5 protein-coding genes are annotated in these 6,186 nt (G+C 63.4%); 1 reads left to right on the top strand and 4 read right to left on the bottom strand.

Translation table 11 applies throughout. The annotated features are described in order from the left end of the window. Positions 1 to 131 precede the first annotated feature (131 nt). A complete protein-coding gene (locus B7Z66_15775) occupies positions 132 to 515 on the bottom strand; it encodes a hypothetical protein (protein OYV74642.1) in 384 nt (127 codons plus the stop codon). 453 nt (positions 516 to 968) lie between these two features. Next, positions 969 to 1,208, bottom strand: a complete 240-nt coding sequence (locus B7Z66_15770) for a hypothetical protein (protein ID OYV74641.1) — start codon at positions 1,206 to 1,208, stop codon at positions 969 to 971. Positions 1,209 to 1,211: 3 nt separating this feature from the next. Between B7Z66_15770 and B7Z66_15765 the strand changes: the two genes are divergently transcribed. After that, positions 1,212 to 3,488 carry a hypothetical protein gene (locus tag B7Z66_15765; GenBank protein OYV74640.1) on the top strand — a complete coding sequence of 759 codons (2,277 nt, stop codon included), beginning with the start codon at positions 1,212 to 1,214 and terminating at the stop codon, positions 3,486 to 3,488. Positions 3,489 to 3,640: 152 nt separating this feature from the next. On the opposite strand, the gene B7Z66_15760 is transcribed toward B7Z66_15765, so the two are convergent. Continuing rightward, entirely contained in the window at positions 3,641 to 5,632 is a 1,992-nt protein-coding gene (locus B7Z66_15760) for a hypothetical protein (protein ID OYV74639.1), read from the bottom strand. A 90-nt stretch (positions 5,633 to 5,722) separates the two neighbouring features. Then, the gene (locus B7Z66_15755) at positions 5,723 to 5,947 is read right to left on the bottom strand and encodes a hypothetical protein (GenBank protein ID OYV74638.1); all 225 of its coding nucleotides are present in this window, start codon (positions 5,945 to 5,947) and stop codon (positions 5,723 to 5,725) included. Positions 5,948 to 6,186: the final 239 nt, after the last annotated feature.

Here is a 6,186-nt window from a genome sequence, read left to right as displayed (position 1 = left end):
CCGTTCTCATCGTTGTGTCTCCTCGCTGCTGGTCCATCGCGCGATGAGATTACGCCACCTCGCGGAATTTTAAAGAACGGCCTAGTGTGACCGGTTACGGTGGGTCGTCCCGACCCGAGGTTGACATATCGCTATTGGCCTTTCTTGTCGGGGCCAAATAGCCCGTTGAGATCGGGCGCTGCCGACCCGGACGGGGTCTCCTCCCCGCGGCAGACGCCGCCCCCGAACAAGCGCTCCAGCTGGTCGCGGGAATCCTCCGCAACGGAGGCACGCGCGGGTTGATAGGCATCGTGGCGCACCTGGAGATAATCGCAGAAGCTGGCCCGCTGCTTGTCCTTCACTTCTTCGGCAATGGGTTCACGGCAGCTCTTCGCGACTCCCGGGTCGAAAAAGCGGCACATGCGGCATACGTGCAGTTCGGTCCGGCACGCCGGGCACTCGGCGTAGCGACTGAGGGGCAGGGGCACATCGCGCAACTCCGCGCCGCACTTCCAGCACACCGGGACTTCGGCCATGGTGCCTGTCCTCCATTTTCGGCGCCAGCGAGCAGCCGTTTGTAGCAACTCGCAGGCGCGGCTCCGGCACGGTACCACCCGGGCTAGGCACGGCAGGGCGTCCCAGCGGTGCCGACCACAGGGGACTCGACCCGGAAGGCGCCAGCTTCCCATCGGGACCTGCGGACTTTATCATCCCTGGAGGGTATCCAGGGGCTCCGGCATCCCTCAAATTCGAGGGGCAATGACCCATCCTGACCCGCAATGCCCTATCTGCGGCACCGGCGGATTTCAGTGCTGAGGGTAACGGCCGACCTATCCCCTGTGGTCAGCCCCGTACGATCCAAGGAAGGCATGCAGCAATATAGGGCGAGCGTACGGCGGATCAGCGTTCTCGCGGCGCTGGTCCTGATTGCGGCGACCGTCGTCGCCGGCACCCTCGTATTCATCATCATGCAGCGCTAGTCGGAGACGCTACTGGGCAAGAGCCTGCAGCTCGCCGTCCAGAACTGGTCCAACCTGTTCGAACTCGCGATCCACCAGCGCGTCGACGCCACAGTCACCATCGCCACCCGTCCTTTTATCATACAGGAGCTTCGCACCCTGGCCCGGCGCCCTGGGGACCCGGACGCAATAAAGGCACTGGTCCGGGCCGCCACCTCGTTTCGTAAGACCGGCTTCACGTTCGTCGCCATCTTCGACGCCGCAGGCCACGAAGTGGCGCGGGCGGGCGACGCAGTGCAGCGTCCGTCACTCGACATCCCCCTCGACACGCAAGACCCGTCCAGACTCCTTTGGAAAGACGGAATCCTGCTGCGTAACGAGATCCCCATCCTGAAGCACGGGATTCGGGTCGGGCGCGTCGCAACCGAGGCTCACATCACTGAACTCAAGGACTTGTTCGCGCCGCTGCGCGAACTTGGAAAGACCGGCGAACTCGCCGTTTGCGCGCCGCTCGCTCCGGGCAAGAAGTACATGCAATGCTTTCCGTCGACCCTCAGCCCCCACGTATTCACGCAGCAGCCGCGAAACGTCAACGGCGTTACCCTGCCCATGAGCTATGCCCTGAACGGGCGTACAGGCGTACTCATCACCAAAGACTACCGCCACCAGCAGGTGGTGGCGGCCTACCGGCCATTGAAGGATCTGGGGCTCGGGATGGTCCTCAAGGTCGATACGGGGGAACTGTACTATCCCATATGGAAGCAGATTCCCACGGTAGTCGGTCTGTTGGTGCTGGTACTGGCCGCGGGGGTGCTGTCGCTCTACTGGCTGGTCGTGCCGGTGGTCCGGCGGGTGGTACAGTCCGAGCAGGAGACACGGGAAGCGAACGCGAAGTTCCGCGACAGCGAAACCTATATCCGGGCGGTGCTGGACAATGTGGACGAGGGCATCATAACCGTATCGGATGCCGGACAGATCGAATCGTTCAACACCGCCGCGGCCCGCATGTTCGGGTTTGGCGACAATGGGCTGTCGGGCCGGAACGTTTCCACCCTGATGCCCGGCCATGAATTCGCGACCCAGGGCGCTGGTCAGGACCGGACACCGGGAACCGGGATCGAAGTGGCCGCTATCCGGAATGGCGGCGACCGGTTTCCTCTGGGGGTGCACGTTTCGGAAATGCGCTTGGGCAATCGGCGGCTGCTCATCGGCGCGCTACGGGATCTCACGGCACAAAAGGCCACCGAGGAGGAGATCCTGCGGATGGCGACGCACGACTCGCTCACCGGCCTGCCCAACCGGAACCTTCTGCAGGACCGCATCCAACAGGCCGTCACCTTTGCTCAGCGGCGCTCCGGCAAGGTGGTCGTTATGTTCATTGACCTGGACAACTTCAAAACGATCAACGATTCGCTCGGACATGACATGGGGGACGCCCTGCTGCAGGCCGTTGCATCCCGGATCTCCGGGTGCCTGCGGGATCAAGACACCGTGGGGCGGCAGGGTGGGGATGAATTCATCGTGGTGCTGGGTGAGATTCACAAACAGGGTGAGGCCTCAGCGGTTGCAAAGAAGATCCTGCGCGCGGTGTCGGAGCCGTATTTGCTCCACAAGCGGGAGCTTCACATCAACGCGAGTATCGGGATCGCGATTTATCCAGACGACGGGGGACACGCCAACAGCTTGCTGAAGAACAGCGATACCGCCATGTATTTCGCGAAGGAGTCTGGCCGCAACAACTACCAGTTTTTCTCCGCACAGATGAACGCGGACGCGGCGGAACGGCTGGCGCTTGAAACCAGCCTGCGTTATGCCATCGAACAGGACCAGATCGTCCTGCAATATCAGCCCGTCATCGCCCTTGCGGACGGCCGCATCGTGGCCACCGAGGCCTTGGCACGCTGGCATCATCCACAGCTGGGTCAGATCCCGCCGATGAAGTTCATTTCGATCGCGGAGGACTCCGGGCTCATCGTGCCCCTCGGGGAACACGTGCTCCGGCTGGCCTGCCGGCAACTCCAGGAGTGGAGGGCGCAGGGGATTGAGCTGCCACGGATGATAGTAAATCTGTCACCACGGCAACTTCGGCACCGGGACATCGCCGCGCGATTCGCGCGGATTTTGGAAGAGACCGGCCTCGACCCGACGTGTCTGGGGCTGGAGATCACCGAGACCGTCATCATGGAGGACCCGGACCGATCGATCGGCATCCTTCAGGAGCTGAAGGGGACCGGGATCGAGCTGTCCCTGGATGATTTCGGGACCGGGTATTCCAGCCTTAGCTATCTCAAGCGCTTTCCTATCGATGTTCTTAAAATCGACCAGTCCTTTATCCGGGACATCACGGAGGACTCGGACGACGCGTCGCTGGTCGCGGCGATCATCGCCATGGCGCATAACATCGGGGTTCGGGTTGTCGCCGAGGGGGTGGAAACCGCGCAACAGCTCGAGTTCATCCGGCGTCACGGCTGCGACGAGTATCAGGGTTATTTCCATAGCCGGCCATCGGATGCGGACGCATTGCTGGCCCTGCTGCGGGCCCAGGTGTAGGCCCGGGCTACCGGCGCTGCGGTGGGGATCCGATCGCAGATGAGTTCCGAAACGGCCGCGCTGGGGTCCGGGCAGGGACATCGGATCCTTGGGATCCCGCGCCGCTTGCACACCGGGCAGCGGTGGAAAGCTGACCGATCATTGAATCGCCGTCAACGGGCGTAGCCTGCGGCGCGTCCGAGTGTGGGAACGGAACCCGCGTCGAGCCAGGGCGAAAGCGCAGATCCCGGCATGGGATGGGCAATGTAATATCCCTGCGCGGCGTCGCAACCCAGGCGGGCCAGGGCCTCTAGGGTCTGCGCGTCCTCCACGCCTTCTGCCACCAGTTGACATCCAATGTGGTGAGCCAACTCGATGGTCATGTGGACGATCGACGCATTGCCGGGGTTGGTGGTCATGCCGCTTACAAAGACCTTGTCGATCTTCAGCGTGGTGACCGGAAGCTTTTGCAGGTACGCCAGGGACGAGAACCCGGTCCCGAAATCGTCGATGGCCAACCGGACGCCCATCTCGTTCAGGGCCTCAAGGATGCCTATGACCCTCGTGACGTCTTCCATCATCGCGGTTTCCGTGATTTCCAATTCAAGTCGGGCGGGTGGCAGGGCATGGCGACGCAAGGCGCTACTCAGGGTTTCCGGAAGTGATGGGTCACGCAAGCAATATGGGGACAAGTTGACCGCCACCGACAGGTCCAGCCCCTCCCGCGACCAGCGGCTACAATCGGTCAATGCGGCCTCGATCACCCACTCGGTAAGCGGGCGTATCAGTCCACTCTGCTCGGCCAGCGGAATGAATTCCGCCGGTGGCAACAAGCCATGCGCGGGGTGGTCCCATCGCACCAGCGCCTCGACGCCGAATACGCGGTGGTTGCGCAGATCCAGTTTGGGCTGGTAGTGGAGAACGAGCTGTTGGTATTCGATGGCGCCGCGGAGCTCGCCCATGAGTGCTAGCCTGCGTACCGTGTGCGGGTTACGCCCGGGTTCGTAGACGGCGCAACCGGTCCCGTCCCGTTTCGCCTGATACATTGCCACGTCGGCGTGTTGAACCAGCGTGTCGGGGTCCCGGCCATGGTCCGGGAACACCGCGATACCGATACTGGTGCCCAGCTCGACAAGGATACCGCCTACGTTTAGCGGCCGCTTCAGGGCCTGTTGGATCCGTTCCGCGCAGCGCGCTGCGTCCGCGCCGTGGGTGCCGGGCAATAGCGCCGCGAATTCATCACCCCCCAGCCGGGCGACGGTATCCCCAGGGCGCAGAGCGGCATCCAGGCGGGTACCGATCTCCTTTAGCAGTTGGTCCCCGACGTGGTGACCGAGGGTGTCGTTGACCTCCTTGAAGGCGTCCACGTCCATGAAGAGAAGGCTGGTCGGTGTCTGGTTGGAGGATGATCTTTGCAAGGCCTGGGCAAGTCGGTCCAGCAGCAACAGCCGGTTGGGCAGCCCCGTAAGCGCATCGTGGTGGGCCTGGTGCAACAGGATCGCATGCGACTGGTCCAGGCGCCGCGCGATCGTGGCAGAGAGTGCGAGCGCCAACCACACCGCGATCCAAAAAATGATCAGGCCGCCACTCAAGAGTCGTGATACCAGGGTCTCGGATAGGAGCGACTCGCTCCCATGGCTGCTTTGAACGAGCACCACCTTGAGATTGGTTCCAGAAATGGGGGCCACGGCCCAGAGATAGGTGCGGCTCCCGGCCTGAAGCGTGTGTGGGATTGCGCCCCGGGCCCGTGCCGTCTGGAAGATATCCTGCAACACATGGGGAGCGGGCCTAACCCGGCCCGAAGGGACGTCAGCGGCGAGCACGCTGCCGCTGGGGTTCAGAACAGCGGCCAGGACCAGGGAAGGACCCAGGAACGGCACTGGGGCGCGCAGGGCCGCGGCGAGATCACGACCCCGATGCAAGTCGTTCCCCACGCGGCGCGAAACGGCCTGGGTCAAATGGGCGAGCAGGGCCGAGTTCTTGGCGTACGCAGCACGCTGGACGAGCCAGTATCCGCTCCCCCCAAAGGTCACCAGGGCAAGCAGGCTGAGCCCGAGCATGGACAGCAGGAGATGGGCGCGCAGGGGAAAAGGCCGCGGGGAACCCGCACGCGGATCGGCGGATCGGGGGCCGGTCGCGGACCCGGGGCTGACATCTGCGCTCACACGATGTCCTCTTGACCGCCTGGGAGGCTCCCGTCAATCCGGGCCTATTTGCAAACCTGCAGGCGCCCGCCGAGGAAACAGGCCGCGGGTCTACTTGGTCCGGCAGGTGTTGATCCCGGTCACCGTATACAGGGGGCAACACCGAACCACGGCCACCACCACGTTCAGGCTGCCCAGGACGCCTACCACCATCCCGCTGAAGTGGTCGGGAATCAGGGAGCGATTGAGAAAACCGTAATAGACCATGGCGCTGCTCACGACCAGCCGGATGGCTTGGTCGAGCCTGCCAATGTTCTGCTGGATGCGAAGGCCCATGGCGTCGTGGTGTCCGTAACTCTCGCAGCGCGGACCGCGCGTTGGATTTCCCCAGCGCCGGGATCCAAACGGGGTGATTGCGTCCCATAGCGTATCGGCAGGGCGCCGTGCGCCTTGAAACCACTGCGTAGGGATAACGATGGCGCACCGGGTCGAGGACACGCGCCATCACAGCGGGGGGTCCGTCAGCTACACTGGAGCAGAAGAAGAACCGATTCCGTATCGCACAGGCTGGAGGA

The sequence above is a fragment of the Chromatiales bacterium 21-64-14 genome (genome assembly GCA_002255365.1).
Taxonomy (GTDB): Bacteria; Pseudomonadota; Gammaproteobacteria; order 21-64-14; family 21-64-14; genus 21-64-14.
The sequence above is the reverse complement of the archived record's forward strand: the minus strand, read 5'-3'. Positions and strand labels throughout refer to the sequence as shown.